The organism is Pseudomonas sp. QTF5 (genome assembly GCF_000512695.2).
Classification (GTDB): Bacteria; Pseudomonadota; Gammaproteobacteria; order Pseudomonadales; family Pseudomonadaceae; genus Aquipseudomonas.
Map to the genome: position 1 here is coordinate 23,972 of NZ_AZRW02000040.1, position 14,334 is coordinate 38,305.

The 14,334-nt window shown below is 59.0% G+C and carries 11 protein-coding genes; 2 read left to right on the forward strand and 9 right to left on the reverse strand.

Translation table 11 applies throughout. The annotated features are described in order from the left end of the window. The first annotated feature begins 30 nt into the window (after positions 1 to 30). Complete coding sequence (locus IC37_RS23815) at positions 31 to 996, forward strand: hypothetical protein (protein WP_030130458.1); 966 nt, start codon at positions 31 to 33, stop codon at positions 994 to 996. A gap of 153 nt (positions 997 to 1,149) precedes the next feature. On the opposite strand, the gene hldE is transcribed toward IC37_RS23815, so the two are convergent. The 6 genes from hldE to IC37_RS23845 form a co-directional block, all read right to left on the reverse strand. Continuing rightward, a complete protein-coding gene (hldE, locus tag IC37_RS23820) occupies positions 1,150 to 2,571 on the reverse strand; it encodes a bifunctional D-glycero-beta-D-manno-heptose-7-phosphate kinase/D-glycero-beta-D-manno-heptose 1-phosphate adenylyltransferase HldE (RefSeq protein WP_030130457.1) in 1,422 nt (473 codons plus the stop codon). Positions 2,572 to 2,647: 76 nt separating this feature from the next. After that, complete coding sequence (locus IC37_RS23825; RefSeq protein ID WP_030130456.1) at positions 2,648 to 4,069, reverse strand: PIG-L deacetylase family protein; 1,422 nt, start codon at positions 4,067 to 4,069, stop codon at positions 2,648 to 2,650. Between the two features lie 16 nt (positions 4,070 to 4,085). Next, a complete protein-coding gene (locus tag IC37_RS23830) occupies positions 4,086 to 4,982 on the reverse strand; it encodes a GNAT family N-acetyltransferase (protein WP_030130455.1) in 897 nt (298 codons plus the stop codon). Further along, on the reverse strand, positions 4,982 to 6,772 hold the full coding sequence (msbA, locus tag IC37_RS23835) for a lipid A export permease/ATP-binding protein MsbA (protein WP_030130454.1): 1,791 nt from the start codon (positions 6,770 to 6,772) through the stop codon (positions 4,982 to 4,984). The genes IC37_RS23830 and msbA overlap by 1 nt, the downstream gene beginning before the upstream one ends. Positions 6,773 to 6,869: 97 nt before the next feature. Then, the gene (locus tag IC37_RS23840) at positions 6,870 to 8,081 is read right to left on the reverse strand and encodes an O-antigen ligase (protein WP_051414831.1); all 1,212 of its coding nucleotides are present in this window, start codon (positions 8,079 to 8,081) and stop codon (positions 6,870 to 6,872) included. Between the two features lie 5 nt (positions 8,082 to 8,086). After that, on the reverse strand, positions 8,087 to 9,199 hold the full coding sequence (locus tag IC37_RS23845) for a capsular biosynthesis protein (protein WP_030130452.1): 1,113 nt from the start codon (positions 9,197 to 9,199) through the stop codon (positions 8,087 to 8,089). Positions 9,200 to 9,480: 281 nt separating this feature from the next. Here IC37_RS23845 and IC37_RS23850 point away from each other — a divergent pair, with 281 nt between their 5' ends. Continuing rightward, positions 9,481 to 10,113 carry a toluene tolerance protein gene (locus tag IC37_RS23850; RefSeq protein WP_030130451.1) on the forward strand — a complete coding sequence of 211 codons (633 nt, stop codon included), beginning with the start codon at positions 9,481 to 9,483 and terminating at the stop codon, positions 10,111 to 10,113. Between the two features lie 26 nt (positions 10,114 to 10,139). On the opposite strand, the gene IC37_RS23855 is transcribed toward IC37_RS23850, so the two are convergent. Genes IC37_RS23855 through IC37_RS23865 form a run of 3 tightly spaced genes read right to left on the reverse strand, consistent with a single transcriptional unit; the run spans position 10,140 to position 14,075 of the window. Then, entirely contained in the window at positions 10,140 to 11,426 is a 1,287-nt protein-coding gene (locus IC37_RS23855) for a capsule biosynthesis protein (RefSeq protein WP_051414830.1), read from the reverse strand. Next, positions 11,423 to 12,334: a glycosyltransferase family 2 protein gene (locus IC37_RS23860; protein WP_030130476.1), complete on the reverse strand. Its 912-nt coding sequence runs from the start codon at positions 12,332 to 12,334 to the stop codon at positions 11,423 to 11,425. The genes IC37_RS23855 and IC37_RS23860 overlap by 4 nt, the downstream gene beginning before the upstream one ends. Next, positions 12,321 to 14,075 carry a carbamoyltransferase gene (locus tag IC37_RS23865; protein ID WP_030130449.1) on the reverse strand — a complete coding sequence of 585 codons (1,755 nt, stop codon included), beginning with the start codon at positions 14,073 to 14,075 and terminating at the stop codon, positions 12,321 to 12,323. The genes IC37_RS23860 and IC37_RS23865 overlap by 14 nt, the downstream gene beginning before the upstream one ends. Positions 14,076 to 14,334 lie beyond the last annotated feature (259 nt).

Consider the following 14,334-nt stretch of genomic DNA (forward strand, 5'->3'; position numbering starts at 1 on the left):
CCGCCCGCGCGGCCTTAAGCAGGAGCCGACATGCCGCGTACGCTGATCAGAAAGAACCCGAGCAACTTCAAGACCCTGCCGTTATTCGTCGAAGCGACCCCCGAAGGCCTGAGTTATCAGAGCGTCGGAATGCCGCTGAATTTCTCCCAGACCCTGCAACGCCGTCGCCCGGTGACGGTGCCCGACAGCGAGCGGTTTGCCCTGGAGCTGGCGAACCTCGGGGTTTCGGTGCGTCTGACCTTGCATTGGCAGAATCGCGATTACTGGGTGTTGGTACGTCAGCGTCGGCAGGACCGCGGCGATGTGGTGCTCAAGCTGATCTCGGGTTACGTGCCGGCCCATGAACTGAACCTGCCGTTGCACACGGCGACCCAGGAAATTGCCGAAGAGTGCCTGCTGGAAACCCCGGAAGGCTGGCTCAGCGGGCGTTTCAACGACACCTGGCTGCCAGCGCCCTACTCATCCGCCTTGCATTACCGCGAAGCCCTGCCGTTTCGCCTGACGCCGTTGTCTGGCTCGGCGCGGCCGGTGCGCTGCGCCCATATGCAGTTGATCGAACGCCCACAGGCCTACGTGCATTTGCCGACAGCGTCGCTGCAATTGATCTACGACTTACGCCTGGACGTGCCCAAGGAAGCCAAATCCCTGAGCCTGTTCCATGTCGACGAGCGGCTGGAGGGCGATCAACTGGTGGCCCGGCTCGATCGCAAACATCCTGACTTGTATCTGATGCCATTGCAGGACGGTCAGCCCACGGCCGAGCTGTATACCTTGAAAAAGGATCAGCTGTACCCGGCGAGTACCCGCGGGTTGTATCTGGCAGAGAGTTTTGCCCGACAGGAAGGGTGGCTGGTGAAGGACGAGCGGATTCGCTGGAAAGACTGGGTGCAGCAACAGGGTTTGAGCCCGCCGGGGAAGGATTCGGGTTTAGCCCGCTGGCACGGAAAAGCAAAGCAACTGCTGAAAAGAATCGTGCCGCGCAAGGCTGCACGATAAAGAAACCTGTGGCGAGGGAGCTTGCTCCCGCTCGGCTGCGCAGCAGTCGTAAAACTCGCGACGCGATCAATCTGAAAAACCGCGGTCTATGGCTTTGGGGCCGCTTCGCGACCCAGCGGGAGCAAGCTCCCTCGCCACAGTGACCGCGCCGTTTCAGTGATTGCGGATCTTCTCGACAATCGCCGTGGTCGAGCTGTTTTCCACCAGCCCCAGCACTTTCACGGTCCCGCCGTAAGCTGTGACGATGTCTGCGCCGACCACTTGATCGATCCCGTAATCGCCTCCCTTGACCAACACATCTGGCTTGACCTCGCGCAGAAGGTTTTCCGGGGTACCTTCTGCGAAGCTGATTACCCAGTCCACGGCGCCTAAACCTGCCAGTACCGCCATGCGACGGTCGACGCTGTTGATCGGCCGACCCGGCCCTTTCAAGCGGCTCACCGACGCATCGTCGTTGACCGCCACGATCAGGCGATCGCCTTGGGCACGCGCCTGTTCGAGATAGGTCACGTGGCCGGCGTGCAGGATGTCGAAGCAGCCATTGGTGAACACAATCTTCTCGTTGTGCGCGCGTGCATCGTCGACTGCCAGCAGCAGCTGCTCCAGCCCCAACACACCACGCTCGGAACCTTCTTCACGCTGAATTGCACGACGCAGTTCCGGCGCGCTGATAGCCGCCGTACCGAGCTTGCCGACCACGATGCCCGCCGCCAGATTGGCCAGGGCCACCGCGTGGGGCAGTTCTTCGCCAGCGGCGATCGCCGCCGCCAGGGTAGAAATCACGGTGTCACCGGCGCCGGTCACGTCGAACACTTCACGGGCACGGGCCGGCAGGTGCAACGCCGGATGATCCGGGCGCAGCAAGGTCATGCCGTGTTCGCCACGGGTCACCAGCAAGGCGCCGAGATCCAGGTCGTGCATCAGCTGCGCGCCTTTGCTCACCAGTTCGTGTTCGTCGGCGCAACCACCGACAATGGTTTCGAACTCGCTGAGGTTCGGGGTGATCAGGCTCGCGCCGCGGTAAATCGAGAAATCTTTGCCCTTGGGATCGGCCAGCACCGGAATGCCACGGGCACGGGCGGCCTGGATCAGCACCTGATGGTTTTTCAGCGCGCCTTTGCCGTAGTCGGACAGCACCAGCACCTTGATGCCTTCGAGCAATTCGTCGACTTGCTCGCCCAGCGCCAGCGCGTCGGTAGAGAAAGGTTCTTCGAAGTCGATACGCAGCAATTGCTGGTGGCGGCTCATCACCCGCAGCTTGACGATGGTCGGCTGATGCGCGATGCGCTGGAACAATGCCCGTACGCCAGCGCCCTTGAGGCTATTGACCAGACTGTCGGCAGCCTCGTCGTCGCCAGTCACGCCGACCAGCGAGGCCGGCGCACCGAGCGCGGCAATGTTCAGGGCAACGTTGGCGGCACCGCCCGGGCGGTCCTCGATTTGCTCGACTTTGACTACCGGTACCGGTGCCTCAGGGGAAATCCGTGAGGTACCACCATGCCAGTAACGGTCGAGCATGACATCACCGACCACCAGGACAGGGGCCTGATCGAATCGTGGCATGGATAACTTCATGGAAACTCCAGGGGCAATAAAAGCGTCGCGGATAATAACATAGCGAAAGAGTACGGCCGCACGCGAGCAAAGAGGCTCAGCGGCGATCATCCAGTGGAGGGCCATCCAGCGGACGCACCCAGAAAAGTTCGTGTCGGCGCACCGCTTTGCGGAAAAACTCGTCTTCACCGGTGCGGGGCCAGCGACGCCCGGCCAACAACCGCTGAATCACCCGGCGCAGACGTCTTTTGAGCGGTGGACGGCCCTGCAAGTCGTGCTGCATGCCCAAGGCCATGGCTTTGTCCATGCGGGTTGGTACATCCAGCAACGGGCTCCATAGCCCATCGGCCGGCAACGGCTCGATGGTCGGCGGCAGGGCAATGCCATAACCCGCCGGGCCCATCGGCCAGCGGTCGTTGTCGTGCAGGTGATTGGCATAGAGCAGCAGGGTACGCGGGCGCCAGGTACTAAGCTCAATCGCCTCCATCAAGGCGCGAGTGCTGGCGACATGATCGCTATGGGGATCCAGTTCGGGATGGGGTGTCAGCACCGCGTCGGGCCGGTGATGCTCAAGCAGACGCGCCAGATCAGCCACCAGGTTGCGCCAATGGGGCTGACCATCGACATCACCCGGCAGGCTCAGGGCATTGTGCCGACGCACGTCGCGTATATCGCTCTCCCCCGACTCCCGGGAACCGAAGCTTTGCTCCGGCTGCTGCGCCATCGCATTCAGTTGCAAGCAGTAGTAACCCAATTGCACACACTGTTGTTGTGGCACCCCGCCCCACAGCGGCACTGCCAGACTGTCCCAACTGCGCAGACGCCCCTTGAGTCGGGCGGCCTGAGCGGCGTCGAGGCCCAGATCGCGGTAGTTTTCGGCCTCGATCTCGCCTTGGGTCAGTGTGACGATAGCCACCTCGGACGCCCGGCTATAGAGACCGAAAGCCGCCAGCTCGGCATCATCGGCATGGGGGGCGATGATCAGCAGACGCTGCTGGCCAAAATCCGGATGACTCAGGGCGTGCAAAATTGCCTGTGGCACCAGGCTGCAAAAGCGTCCACGTAATGTCAGGGTCCCGGCAGCCAGCGCCGAACCTTGCCCGGACAGATTGAGAAAACGCTCTCCCGCAACACCGCGCTCCAGATCCTGACGGTCGTCACCGATCCATACCTGGGGATCAAAAAAACGACCCAGCCAGTGGCTCTTGACTCGCACCTGCAAAACCAGGGTTTGCGCCACGCCAAAGTCGCCCGCCACCTGCAAGACACCATTGACCAGGGTGGCGGGGAACTGCGGCGTACCCGCCGGGAAGTCATAGCGATAATCGTCGCCCGGGGCATAGAACAGATGGTCGGCGAACCAGGCTTCATGGGCGATCCAGCCCAACAGCAGGAACAGCGGCAACGGCCACCATGCGACAAAAATGCCAAATAATAATGCAGCCAACAACGCACCGATCAGCACCACACGTTTGCGTTGGCGATGGCGTTTCAGCAATTGTTGCTTGCGTGCGCTCATGACTGCCTGTCCTCGCTCAAACCTGATAGACCGGAACCCGGTGACACCAGCGATCCTTGTATTCGCGATCGGCGCGACCGAACGAGTAACGCAGCGGCTTACCCACGGCGCGGGCCTGCTCCCATGCGGCTTGGGTGTTGACGAAACTGAGTACACTGCCGGGGCTGAACTCGCGGTTTTGCGGGTCGACACCGCCGTTAATGTATTCCAGGCTGACCCACTTGGGCGCCTCGACCCGGTACAGAATCTGGATCGCCACCGGTTCGTCGTTCAGGTAGATCAAGGACCCGGTCATGAACTCACGCAACAGGCTGAACACTTCAGAAAGACCCGCCTTGCCCGGTGCTTCAAAGTTCCAGCGGCGCTGGAACAGGTCGGCATAGATGGTCGCCTGTTCGCTGGCGCTCAGCTCCAGCATCGGTCGGATGATGCCACCCGCCTCTTCAAGCAAACGCTGGTCACGACGCTGGTTGTAGCGAAACTTCTTGCTGTAGTCCTCGGGCTCACGAGCCAGCGCCAGGCCTTCAGGTTGCTCAGCGAGACCGGTGATGTTTGGGGCATTGAGTTCGGACACATAACGCGCGCGATGCCGCACACGTACCTGGACGTCTTCGGCAACCGGCAGGATGATCTCGGCATTGCCGAGATCGAGCAGGCCACGTTTGCCTTCACGCTTGAGCACTTCCTTGGACAAGGCCACATGACGGCCCCAGGTCGGCATCGCGGCGCACAATTCACCGTCAACGAACCAGCCCAGATAACGCACCGGGATGCCTACCAGCCCTGCCAGACGCTCAACCACTTCGGGGTGAGTCGCCACGCTGCCACCAAACTGTTGCCAGGCCTGGGCGTAAGCCGTGGCATCAATGGGAGTCCAACCGCTTTCTCGCCAGGTTCGCCAGTAACTCAAAATCAAACGTGGGACTCCGTCATCGCCTCGTCGGTGCTCTCGACGAAGTCCTTCTCGTGCAGGCGTGCGTAGAGACCGTTCAACGCCAACAACTCGGCGTGGGTGCCGCGTTCGACGATGCGGCCCTGGTCCATCAACAGGATCAGGTCAGCCTTCTCGATGGTCGACAAGCGGTGAGCGATCACCAGCGTGGTACGGCCCTTCATGACTTGTTCCAGAGCCCCTTGAATGTGGCGCTCGGATTCGGTGTCGAGGGCCGAGGTGGCCTCATCGAGGATCAGCAATGGCGCATTCTTGAGCAGTGCCCGGGCAATCGCCAGACGCTGGCGCTGACCGCCGGAAAGCAGCACGCCATTTTCGCCCACCAGGGTGTCGTAGCCTTGAGGCATTTGCTCGATGAACTCGGCGGCGTAGGCATCTTCGGCAGCCTTGCGCACGTCTTCGAACGGTGCGCCGGCGAGATCGCCATAGGCGATGTTGTTCGAGACGCTGTCGTTGAACAGGGTGACCTGTTGGGTCACCAGGGCAATGTGACGACGCAGGTTGGTCAGCTTGTACTCTTCGACATCCAGACCGTCGAGCAGGATCTGGCCTTTGTCGTGGTGATAGAAACGCGGAATCAGGTTGGCCAAGGTCGACTTGCCGCTGCCTGAACGCCCCACCAGAGCCACCATCTGGCCCTCTTCGGCGGTAAAGGAAATATCATTGAGCACGATTTTCTCGGTGCCCGGGTACTGGAAGCTCAGGTTACGCACTTCCAGGCGACCGCTGACGCGCACCATCTCCTTGGTGCCAGTATCGACTTCCGGAACTTCGTCGAGCTGCTCGAAGATGCTCTCCGCACCGGCCAGCCCTTTCTGGATCGTGGCGCTGACTTCCGACAACTGACGAATCGGCTTGGGTAACAAACCAGCGGCGGTGATGTAGGCAACCAGTTCGCCAGCAGAGGCATCGCCGCGAAGGTAAAGCACCAGATACATCAACACAGCCATGCCGACGTAAATCACCAGTTGCAGCATCGGGGTGTAGATCGACTGGGTTCGGGTCATGCCCAGGCTGCGGTTCATGTTGTCGGCGCTGGCCTTGTGGAACCGATCGATTTCGTAGGTCTCACCGCCAAAGCTGCGAACCACGCGATAGCCCTGGATCGTCTCCGAAGCCACATGGGTCACATCGCCCATCGCCACCTGGATTTTCTTGCTTTGCTTGCGAAATTTCTTGCTGGCGCTACTCACCAGAATTGCGATGACCGGCAGGATCGCCAGCAATACCAGGGTCATTTTCCAGTTGCTATACAGCAGGTAACCGAACAGGAACACCACCGTCAGGCCTTCGCGGATCACCACCTTGATCGCATCGGTGGCGGCACCGGTGACCATGGTCACGTTATAGGTAATACGGGAAATCAGGTGACCGGAGTTATGGTTGTCGAAGTAACGATTAGGCAGGGTCAACAGATTATCGAACAAGGCACAACGCAGGTCGTGGACTACGCCACGGGCTACCTTGGCCAGGTAATAGTTGCCCAGAAATGAGCCGATACCCTGGTAGACGGCAATCAGCACAATCAACAACGGTACGCCGAGTACCAGCGAGACACCCATAAATTTGGTGTCATTGGGTTTTTGCAAGGCGTCGAGAAAATGCTTGAGCATGTCCGCCAGCATCGGCTGGCTAGATGCAAATAGCACGAAACCGACAATACTGACGGCGAAAGCGCCCCAGTACGGGAGCACGTATTTCAGCAACCGCAGGTAAATCTTCATGCTTGATTGCTGGTCGGAATTGGCCATTCGGCGCGCCTCGTACGTTTGAAAAGACAGACAAGCTGTGGATTGTAACAGCGAACGAATTACAACATCGGCTCAGCCAGGATGAGGTGCCGAAACGTTAGCACTTCGCTTCCGGGCCAGGAGCATCAGGGGCTGAAGCACTCCAGACGGAACCTTTGGTTTCATTGCTCCCACGAGCGGCCAACACGATACTCAAGGCAATCGGTAACCAGGTGATCAACCAGTCCGCATTGGGCTTGAGCCAGAGACCAATGCCATCGGTCATCAATGACGCCCCGGAAAACACCCAGAGTGCGAGCAACACCTGCCCCAATGGCTGCGCGCGCGAAATCCAGCCACGCCAGCCGGCCGTCAGCCACAGCCAGCCGAACAGCAGCAGGCCAGGTACCCCCAGACGCACACCGATATCCAGGAACAGGTTATGGGGATGTTTGAATGACTGTCCGATTTCAGGAACAGGAATCAGGTACTGATGGAATCCCAATCCCATCCCCCAATGATCCAGCATCAATTGAACGCCGCCGTTCCATAGCTCGGGACGGAAAGAAACGCCACGCTGCAAGAGGATTTCCGGCTTGAATACAACAACGGACGCCAACCCCAGGAGCACCAGAATGATCAGCCCGCCCCCCAGGCGCGACGGTCGTGCCACTCCCATCACGAACAGACAGGCCAGCAAGCCGATCCACACACCGCGGGTTTGGCTGAAGCCCAGGAATAGCGCATATCCCAACGCCGGAATCAGCAGCAACACCATCATCCAGGGATTGAAGCGCCTGGTCTGCAACGTGAAGACGCCAAGAATCAGCAAGGCCCCCACCGCATGCGCGGCCATGATCGCAGTGTCCCACAAGCCAATAGCAATCAGCCTGCCGCTGAAAGGTTGAGCGGACACGTCATAAAAGTAGACCCAGGAAGCCGCAGCAAAAAAACCGCCCATAATCGATGCATACAACAACATGGACTCGAACCGCCACTTGCGGTTCTGCGCAGCCAGTAGCACGCCTGACAAGGTAAGGGCCACATAGAGCGTCACCTTGCTTTTGCCGAAGATGTTATTGCCGCCCTCAACCGTCAGCACCAATAACGTCCAGGCCGCGAAGATAGCAAAGAGGATGCACTCCGGCTGCTTGAGCATCACGCGAAAATCCCTATGGAACAGCGCCAACAAAGCAGGCAGCCATAGCAGGAAAATCATCATTTGGTGATAAAGCTTGTTGTCCGGCAGTACCCACGCCCCACACAGCAGCACAAGAAGACCGATAGACGCCCACACTTCCAGGACATCCTTAGCGATAACTTTCTTCATTCCTGTCAGCATTCGGCTTTACCCAACATTCGATTGGCGACCCGCTGCAACTGGGCCTTGTCGGCGTTCTTCCAGCCACCCTTGATACAGTAGTGTTCAGAGAGGTAATGGAGAAAGTTACGCCTCAACCGCTCATTGAGTGGCCATTGCGGGAATGCGCGCGCCAGTTCCACCACCTGCTCGGCGTTATCGGCATGCATTACCAGCCCCTCGATATTGAAAAACGCCTGGCCCAAGGTGAGTACGGGCTTACCCAAGAGGAGGCTTTCCAGGCCAACCGTCGAGTTCAGCGTGACCACAAACTGACTGGACTCAATCAACTGCTGAGTGGCGTTGCCATTGGCGAACAGCAGACGTTCGTGAGTACGCTCATGCAACTCGGGATACGTTTCGCGACTGGATGGATGTTCCTTGAACACCACCGTCAGACCCGTCTCATTGGCCAGACGCTCGCCCAAGGCAAACATCTCGCGCATGTTCTTGACCCAGGGAGAAAACAGCCGAACCTGAGTATCGCGGTCATCCTGGAACGGAATAAAGACGAACTGCTCCGGCAGCACGATCGGTGCCGGGCCACTGGTACGAGGCTGGCGTGGAATCAGCACAGGCACTGCCTGACTTTCAGGCACGGGATAAGGATAGTCGAGGTAAAAACCGGCTTCGCGTGGAACGGCGTTCAGGTAGTTCACGCCCTGCGGATCAACGGTTGTGGTATCGGGCAACAGACCGTTCTCGAAGAAGAAAGTCTTACAACCCGGCGGCGCCAAAGCCGTCAGCAATCGGCAGTATCGATGGGAACCATTCCAGAACACCAGCGCATCGGGGCGCTCGCGATCAAGCAGGGCCAGGGCACGCAGTGCCATCCAAATCAGCTCAAGACGTAACAACAGACGATACAAGCGACCATCGTTTTTGTTCTTGACGCGCCGCTCCTCGCATTTTTCTTCGATCAGGCTCGGCCAGTCGATTCGCGAAAGCACTCTGCAAGTCTGCAGCAACCTTGGCCAGGGCATCTGTGGTGGAGTAACGACTTTACCTTGCAACTCGGTCTCATTGAGTAACCGATTGAAATAGAGGCCTTGATGTTTGGCCAAGGAAATGAACAGCATCGTCGTCATAGGGTGTCCAAAAAATAGGCCGCATCCACCCGCCAAAGCGCAATATAACCACGTGCGACACGTCCGCAGACATCAACACCCTGTTATTCGCCCGTCCGCGTTTGGAAGTATAAAGCCAAGAATCAGAAGCCAGCACTCGGTGGTATTGCGCCAGGCAACCCGGCGAGCGGGCAACTGCCTCTTAAAAGCGAGGCGATTGTACCACAGCGGTTTTTTGCAGCATGCGCACTGCGGTAACATAGCCGGCTGCCCATCCCATCAGGCCAAGCCTTGGAGCCTTGATGCAAACGCTCGACCATACCGCTTATCTCAACATGCGCGAGGGCGCCGACGTTCTCGAGGCCGATGGTAAAGGGGATAAAGTTTTGTGCCTGGCCGATGGCTCGATGCTCAAGCTGTTTCGCCGTAAACGCCTGCTGACCTCCGCGCTTTGGGCGCCTTACGCCCGTCGATTCGCCGACAACTGCCGTGCACTGCGCGAACGCAATATCGAATGCCCAACGGTTCGCCAGATTTATCGCATCCCCAGCATCGAGCGCGATGCCGTACATTACGATCCCCTGCCCGGTCGCACCCTGCGTCAGTTGCTGGGCACCGACAATAACGAATCTCTTCGGGCACAACTGGGTGAGTTCATTGCACGCCTGCATGAGAACGGCATCTACTTTCGCTCCGCGCACCTGGGCAATGTGGTATTGACGCCTGAAAACACGTTGGGGCTGATCGACATCGCCGACCTACGCGCCTATCGCAAGCCACTGCGCAAAGGCCTGCGCCTGCGCAATTTCAAACATATGTTGCGCTATCGCCAGGATCGCGAGTGGCTGCTCAAGGACAACCAGTTCCTTGAGCATTATCTGAACGACCAACGCGTGTGCAATAGACGGGAACTGAGCCTGGCGCTCAACCCTTAAGCCCTTAAGCCCTTAAGCCGCCAGTGTCAGCCGGCGGCAGACAACTTGAAGGTCTCGAAGTCACGCGCAGGGTCTGCGCCTCGCAGCAAGTTATCAACCAGCTGAATGGTCTTTGCCAAACCCTGAGAACCGTATACCAGGTGGTAATCGGCAAAACGCCGGGCTTGGGCCACATGCCCCGGATAATCCTGCTCAAGCGCTTGCAACTGGCGGGAAAACTCATGCTCATCGCGCACTTGAGGCCCAAAAAACAGCGAGTGAGAGAAGATATCCACATCGCTGCCCGCATTCACATGGATCACCGGCCGACCCGCCAGCCCTGCCTCGATACCGGCATTGGACATGATATTGACGACAACGCTGGCCTGCGCCAGAGCGTCCGCCAGTGAACACGTGCTATCCAGCAAGTCGATGCTGGCTAACTGCGCAGCGGCATCGCTCCAGAATTGCGCCTTGCTGCGCGGATGACGCTTGAACAGCACGCGATAGTGCGGATGCTGCTCGGCCCAGTTGCGCAGTAACTGATAGGTGCGCTGGTAGCCCGGTTCTTTTTCCCGATCAGGGCCAACCCCCAGAATCAACAACGTCCGCAGAGCGGGATCGGCAACTGGCAGATCATAGGTTTCATCGGCGAGATAAGAACCGATCAGCACCACCGTCGAATCACCGAACCGCAAGGTTCTTTCTTGCAAGGCAACCAGCGAACTATGGCCAAAGACGCCGTAATAGTCGTAGTCGTTCATCCCCAGTCGCCGTGAAGACTCCAGCGTCGTGGCATGTGCCAGTTGCAGCAGTCGGGCACCACGCGCAGCCAATGCCAAGCGCAGGAACGGTGCATGAAGACTGCCGTTGCGTTCGTTGATCAACACCTTGGGTGAATACGTCATCACCAGCCACTGGGCATGGGCGGCGTACACCAGATAACGCAGCGGTACAGACTGCGGCGGCGCCAGGAGCATGCGCTGGGCGCAGGCGTCCGACGGCGAACGTAACGCTGCCTCTGTCAGATGCCGTCCGCGCTTGCGCAGGCCCTCGATCAGAATATTCTTGCGCTGCAACGCCATGGACTTGGGTGCCGAATGCAGCAACAGCACCTCACAGGGTGCAGCGACGACCGAATCACTCAGGCACGCCTTGGCGCGTATCCCGACCGCCACGTCCACCAGCACATCACGAACCAGGCGCAAAAAGCTGCCACAGCGACCATGACGCTCGCGCAGCAGCTTCCAGCGATAACGGTCCAGCTCACGCGCTTTTTGTGCCCAGCATCCCTGCGCCTGGAACACACTTGTGTCAGACGGCGGCGTGCTCACTTGAACAACAACCGGATGGCCTTGCGGGTGTAGGACCAGCGCGTGAGCGAGCGCAGATCGGCGCGCACGGCGCGGGAGTAAAAAGCCTTGGCGTTGACATAATCGCCAGCACTGAAGCAATCGCGGAACAACGAAAGGCAGCGCTGAGCCAGGAAAGCCTGGCGCAGGTCCTGCAGTTCTTGAGGCATGCGCACCGAGGAAAATACCTCGTCAACCATCCCCACACCCGCCGCCAGGCTTTGCTTGAGATCATGGCGCATGCTATCGCCATGCTTGTAGATCAACGCCAGCGGCTGATCGAGCACAGTGCACGGGAAACGCGCCAGCACCTGAGCAAACACCGGAATATCTTCAACGTTGCGCAAGTGCTCAGGATAGTTACCCGGCGCAAACACTTCGCGATGCATTGCGCAGGCGCCGTTAGACAGCGATACCGTCTTGTCCAGCAAGTAGCCCCGCACACGCTGGCGCGGGGTGGCTGGCAAGGGTTTTACGGCATGCTGGACGCGACGACCGTCGTCGAACACAGACCAGTGACCGCCAATGATCAAACGGCTGTCGGGATTGCTGGAGATATGCCGAGTCAATGCAGCCAGCGCACCAGGCGCCATCTCATCATCGGCATCGAGGAAGATCAGGTATTGCCCCCGAGCCTCCTCGATCCCGCGATTACGCACTGAAGACAAACCGCCATTGGGTTTGCGCAGAGCCCTAAAGCATCCGGCATGTTCAGTCAGGAGCTGCTCCAGAACTTGCGGAGTCGCGTCAGTGGAACCGTCATCGATCACCAGCAACTCAGCCTGGGCATCACTCAACTGCGCCAGCACCGATTTCACCGCACGCGGCAGGGTTTTGGCGTAGTTATAAGCAGGAATAACGACACTGATCAGCACGTCAGTCAACCGCATATCCGTCCGCGCCTTCTTTGACCACCAGAATGTCTTCCATGATCAGATATTGCAGGTCGGAACCGAAGAACATGTTCAAGGCGTCGGTCGGCGAGCAGATCATCGGCTCGCCACGACGGTTGAGCGAAGTGTTCAGTGACACGCCGTTGCCGGTCAGTACTTCCAGCGCTTTCATCATGTCGTAGTAGCGCGGGTTGTATTCGCGCTTGAGCACCTGGGCCCGGGAAGTGCCGTCTTCGTGGACGACTTCCGGCACGCGGGTTTTCCACTCTTCAGCCACTTCGAAGGTGAAGGTCATGAACGGCGCCGGGTGATCGATCTTGATCATCTGCGGCGCAACGGTGTCGAGCATCGACGGGCAGAAAGGCCTCCAGCGCTCGCGGAACTTGATCTGGTGGTTGATCCGGTCAGCCACGCCGGTCGCGCTCGGGCAACCGATGATCGAACGACCGCCCAAGGCGCGCGGACCGAATTCCATACGGCCCTGGAACCAGGCTACCGGGTTGCCGTCGACCATGATTTTGGCGATTTTTTCCGGCATGTTGTCGAGTTTTCGCCAAGCTGGCGCACTCGGGTGACGGGCACAGGCGGCGATCACGTCTTCGTTGCTGTAGGACGGGCCGAGGTAGACGTGTTCCATCTTCTCGACCGGTACACCACGGGCGTGGGACACGTAAGCTGCAGCGCCAACCGCGGTACCGGCATCGCCGGACGCAGGCTGAACGAACAGCTCTTTGATGTCGTCACGAGCAATGATTTTCTGGTTCAACTTGACGTTCAACGCACAGCCACCGGCGAAGGCCAGCTTGCCGGTTTCCTTGAGCACATCGCCCAGGTAGTGGTCGATCATCTGCAACGCCAGTTTCTCGAACAGCGCTTGCATGCTTGCGGCGTAGTGGATGTACGGCTCGTCGGCGATGTCGCCTTCGCGCTTCGGTCCCAGCCACTCGATCAGCTTCGGCGAGAAGTAGAAACCTTTGCCCTTCTCTTTATAACGACGCAGGCCGATGACGTTGGCGTAGTCGGTGTTGATCACCAGCTCGCCGTTCTCGAACGAGGCCAGACGCGAGAAATCGTATTTGCTGGCATCGCCGTACGGCGCCATGCCCATGACCTTGAACTCACCGTCGAGCATCTCGAAACCGAGGAACTCGGTGATCGCGCCGTACAGGCCGCCGAGGGAGTCCGGATCGAAGAATTCCTTGATCTTGTGGATCTTGCCGTTTTCGCCGTAACCGAAGAAGGTCGTGGCGTACTCGCCCTTGCCGTCGATCCCGAGAATCGCGGTTTTCTCTTTGAAACCGGAACAGTGGTAGGCACTGGAGGCGTGGGCCAGGTGGTGCTCGACCGGCTCGATCTTGATTTTCTTCGGATCGAAGCCCAGCTGCTCGAGGCACCAGACAATCTTGTTGCGATAGCGCTTGTAGCGACGATTGCCCATCAGGATTGCGTCGAGGGCGCGGTCCGGGGCGTACCAGTAACGCTTGGCGTAGTGCCAGCGAGCCTTGCCGAACAGACTGATCGGCGCGAACGGAATCGCCACCACATCAACGTCGGACGGCTTGATGCCAGCCTGCTCGAGGCAGAACTTCGCCGATTCGTAAGGCATGCGGTTCTTTGCATGTTTATCGCGCACGAAACGCTCTTCTTCAGCCGCCGCGACCAGCTTGCCGTCGATATACAAGGCTGCGGAAGGATCATGGCTAAGGGCGCCGGACAGGCCAAGAATCGTCAATGCCACAGGGGTCTAGCCTCTTTAGTCTGCATGCAGGCGCAACGCGCCTCAAAAATTAATGTGCCTCGCAAGGGGCGAGAGACAGCTAAAGGGCGGGATTATAGCGTAAACATGGCGGGAATGAGCCTGCCCTTATCCTCGCAGTGAAGGTCTTTTGGATCGGAGAGACTGATCTGGCGCCATCGCGGGCAAGCCCGCTCCCACAGGTTCAGTGGAGTGCACAAGTTTTGTATGCGGCACGATCACTGTGGGAGTGGGCTTGCCC